Source organism: Streptomyces hilarionis, from assembly GCF_024539675.1.
Taxonomy (GTDB): domain Bacteria; phylum Actinomycetota; class Actinomycetes; order Streptomycetales; family Streptomycetaceae; genus Streptomyces; species Streptomyces hilarionis.
Genome location: NZ_JAHHIT010000300.1, coordinates 1 through 4254, shown reverse-complemented (window position 1 = coordinate 4254; position 4254 = coordinate 1). Strand labels below are relative to the sequence as shown.

At 71.5% G+C, this 4254-nt stretch carries 3 protein-coding genes and 1 pseudogene; 1 reads left to right on the top strand and 3 read right to left on the bottom strand.

Annotated features, from left to right (window positions below):
- The first annotated feature begins 28 nt into the window (after positions 1-28).
- Positions 29-1201, top strand: a complete 1173-nt coding sequence (locus KMS84_RS37990; RefSeq protein ID WP_256921117.1) for a winged helix-turn-helix domain-containing protein — start codon at positions 29-31, stop codon at positions 1199-1201.
- Between the two features lie 84 nt (positions 1202-1285).
- On the opposite strand, the gene KMS84_RS37985 is transcribed toward KMS84_RS37990, so the two are convergent.
- From KMS84_RS37985 to KMS84_RS37975, 3 genes and pseudogenes are all read right to left on the bottom strand, one after another.
- Entirely contained in the window at positions 1286-2032 is a 747-nt protein-coding gene (locus KMS84_RS37985) for a response regulator (RefSeq protein ID WP_256921116.1), read from the bottom strand.
- A gap of 259 nt (positions 2033-2291) precedes the next feature.
- Positions 2292-2984: a ribosome hibernation-promoting factor, HPF/YfiA family gene (gene hpf / locus KMS84_RS37980; RefSeq protein WP_256921115.1), complete on the bottom strand. Its 693-nt coding sequence runs from the start codon at positions 2982-2984 to the stop codon at positions 2292-2294.
- 907 nt (positions 2985-3891) lie between these two features.
- A pseudogene (locus KMS84_RS37975) lies at positions 3892-4254 on the bottom strand (ComF family protein); the annotation flags it as partial.

Below are 4254 nucleotides of genomic sequence, written 5' to 3'. Positions count from 1 at the left end.
GTCAGACCCACCCCCTATCGTGCGAACCATGACGACCCCGCCCCCTGTCACCGAGCTCTCCGCAGACGAAGCCCGCCGCATCGCCCTGCGGGCCCAGGGCTTCCTCGGCACGCCCGACCGCAGGGCCGGCGTCCGCGGCGTCCTGCGTCACCTCGGCGCGGTCCAGCTCGACACCATCTCGGTCCTGGCCCGCTCCCACGAGCTGATCCCCTACGCCCGCCTGGGAGCCGTCGGCCGCAAGACCGTCGAGGACGCCTACTGGAAGGACACCCACGCCTTCGAGTACTGGTCCCACGCCGCCTGCATCCTCCCCATCGAGGAATGGCCCCACTTCGCCTTCCGCCGCCGCGCCTACCGCAACCGCCCGCAGTGGAACCACGACCTCCCCGACGGCACGTACGAGCAGGTCGTCAAACAGCTCCGCACCGAAGGCCCCCTGACCGCCACCGACTTGGGAGGAGCGAAGAAGACGAGCGAGTGGTGGGACTGGTCCGGCACCAAGGTCGCCGTGGAGCGCGCCCTCATGTACGGCGAGGTGGTCTGCGTCGAACGCCGCGGCTGGAAGCGCGTCTACGACCTCGCCGAACGCGCCGTCCCCGCCGACCTGCTGCACGACGAACTGGACGACGCCGAGTGCCTGCGCCGCCTCGTCCGCCTGGCCGGCCGGTCCCTCGGCGTCGGCACGCGCGCGGACATCGCCGACTACCACCGGCTCAAGGGCGAACAGGTCGACGCGGTCATCGCCGACTCCGGCCTGGTCCCGGTCGCCGTCGAAGGCTGGGGCAAGCCCGCCTGGGCCGACCCGGCCGCCCTGGACACGCCCCCGCGCGGCCGCCACCGCACCACGCTCCTGTCCCCCTTCGACTCCCTGATCTGGGAACGCGCACGCACCGAGCGGATCTTCGGCTTCACCCACCGACTGGAGGCCTACGTCCCCAAACCCAAGCGGGTGTACGGCTACTTCGCGATGCCCGTCCTGGCCGGCGGCCGGCTCGTCGGCCGCGTGGACCCGGCCCGCGAAGGAAGCACCCTGGTCGCCAAGCAGGTCACCCTGGACGGCCCCAAGGCGGTCCCGGCGGTCGCCCAGGCCCTGCTCGAAGCGGCCACCTGGGTGGACTGCACGGACGTGCGCGTGGAACGCGTGGACGCCCCGGAGCTGCGCGAGCCGCTCGACCGGGAACTCGCCCGCGCACTGGCCTGACCGGAGCCCCCCACAAGCCCGCACCCGACCCACCCACGCTCAGCCGGGGGGGGCGCAGGGCCGCCGGGGCCGGCCGGGCCGGGGTCAGCGGATCTCGAGGATCTTCTCCCGCATCGCGTACACCACCGCCTCCATCCTGGAGTGCAGTTGCAGCTTCTCCAGGATGTTGCGGACATGGTTCTTCACGGTGTTCTCGGAGATGAACAACTCCTTGGCGATGTCACGGTTGTTCATTCCCGTGGCCACCAGCTTGAGCACCTCCAGCTCCCGGTCCGTCAGCCGCGGCGCGGGAACGAGCCTGCGTTCGTCGGTCCGCTGGATCATCGACTTGAACTCGGTGAGCAGCTTCGACGCCATGGAGGGGCTGATCTGCGACTGCCCGTCGGCGACCGCGCGGATCGCGGTGGCGACCTCGTCCGTGGAGATCTCCTTGAGGAGGTAGCCGGTCGCGCCCGCCTTGATCGCCTCGTAGAGGTCGGCCTCCTCGTCGCTGATCGTCAACATGATGATCTTCGCGCTGGGTGCCACCTCCTTGATGGAGGTACAGGCCTCGATACCACCGCGCTTGGGCATCCGGACGTCCATCAGCACGATGTCGGGCAGCAGGTCGGCCGCCTTGTCCACGGCCTCCGCGCCGTCACCCGCCTCGCCCACGACCTGGATGTCCTCCTCGGCCGCGAGCACGATCTCCAGACCGCGGCGGAACAGGGCATGGTCGTCCACGACAAGAACCCGGATCGGCTCCTTGCGTGACATGCCCCCGTCCGGGCCCAGGCCGACGACGCCGTCGTCGGCATCGTCGTCCCGCATCGGTCCGAAGGTGTCCGCCATCGTTCCTCCCCCTGAAGGCTGTGGCCGTGGTCCTGAGCCATCGCCAACCCAAGGCAACGACCCACCGGTTGAGCCGCCCTGCCATGATTCCATGCCCGGACGACAACCCGGCGACAGAGCGAGGTCCCAGGGGTCGCGCACGGGTGCCCCTGGGGGCGCACACGCGCTCCAGGGGCACACCGCTCAGCTCTCATCGGGCGGAGTCCGCCGCCCAGCCGTCACCGCGCCGCATCGGCCGCCCGGCTGTCACCGGGCAGGATCAGCCGCCCAGCGTGCCGCCCGCCTCCGGGGCGTGCGCCTGAGCCACCATCGGGTCGGTGTCGAGGTAGATCACGCCGTAGTCGTAGGCGTGGCGCCGGTAGACCACGCTGGGCTGCTTCGTCTCGGAGTCGACGAACAGGTAGAAGTCGTGTCCGACCAGTTCCATCTCGTAGAGGGCCTGGTCGAGCGTCATCGGAGCGGCTACGTGGGTCTTCTCGCGCACCACGAGGGGGCCGTCGCCCTGCACCTCGAGGGAGCCGATCTTCTTCGTCGGCACGCTGTTCGTCTCGGCGGACGGCACGGGCTGCCCGTCGCCGTTGAGCGTGGCCACGCCCGGGACGTGGTCGGGAACCTCGGCCGCGGACAGCCTGCGGGAACCGCGGCGCGTGTATCGCTTGTCGTGCTGCTTGCGCAGCTGGGCGTCCAGCTTCTCCGCCGCCAGGTCGAGTGCCGCGTACGCGTCGCTGGCCGAGGCCTCCGCCCGGATCACGGGGCCGCGGGAGCGGAGCGTGATCTCCACTCGGTCGCACCGGTCGGCTTGTCGGGGGTTGGGCTCCTTGGACACCTCGACGTCGAGGCTGATCACCTTGCCGTCGAGCTTCTGGATCTTCTCCAGGTTCAGCTTCTCGGCCACGTGCTTGCGGAACCGCTCGGGCACCTCGGTCTTGCGGCCCTTGACGACGATGTCCACGCAGAACTCCGTTCCCGGATCACTCCGCTTCGCAGGCGGAGCGTCTCCCTTTTGCACCAGGCTCCGGTGAGTACCGGAACCTCCGACTTGGTGACGTCCACCTCCTCCTCCCCCATGGGCGAGATCTACACCCCAGGTGCCGCAGGGATTACGAAAACCCGCAGCACGGCATTCGGATTCGAGAGGTGTGGCCTGCGGCTTTCCCTCACAACCGAACATATCTCGCCCGGACGGATGTCGTCACCCTCTACTGCGGCGTACCTCCGTTCAGGTGAATTAGCGCTCTCATTACCTGCAACGACGCAAGTTCTCCATCAGTTCCGGTTTATTTCGAATGAGCCCGGCGCCGCGGCGACCACCGCCGCGCACAGCACGTCACCCGGACGACCCGGACCCGACACCCCGTCCGGGACACGGCCCCTGCCTCCCTCTCTCGCTCCGGACGGCGTCACTCTTCTGCCTTCCCGAGTCCCACTCCCGTACACGGCCCCCACCTCACCGCCACACTTCCCACCCTCCGCCTCCCGGCCGACGTCCCTCACGGCCCCCGTACCCGCGCCGGCGCCGTCCATCCGTCCCGCCTGCGCCGCACCTCCAAACGGGTGAGCCCGACCCACACGGCCAGCCGGACCTGCCGCGAACACCGCGTCCACCGCGTCCACCGCGTCCACCGCGTCCACCGCGTCCACCGCGTCCACCGCGTCCACCGGCCAGGCTCCGCCGGGACGACCCGCCCGTTCGCCGCCCGGACCCGGCCCGGGCCGAACCTCCCGCCCCGCACAGCCCGTCGGGAGCGCCGCACCCGCCCGTCCCTTCCGCGTCACCGGCTCCGCGGACGGCTCCCCCTCCGCCCACGGCCGCGTCGCCGCCCCCGCGGAGACTCCCCCGGCCGCTGCCCGCCGCGCCTGCGTCGCCGCCCGCACCGCGCGCGCCGCCTCCGCCAACGAGGCGCCCGTCGTGACCAGGTCGTCCACGAGCACCACCGGAGCACCGCACAGCAGCCGCACGCCGCCGGGCACGACCGTCAGCGCGCCCACCAGGTTGTCCAGCCGCTCCCGGGCGTCGAGCCCCGCCTGGTCGGCCACCGGCCGCCGCTGCCGCAGCACCGCGGCCACCCGCGCCGGCACCCCGACCCGCCGCAACTCCCCGGCCGCGGCCAACGCGATACGCCGAGCCGGGTCATGACCCCGCGCCCGGACGGCGGCACGGGCGGAGGGGACGGGCACGAGGAGGACGCCGCCTGCGGTGGGGTGGGGGCCCTCCCCCACCC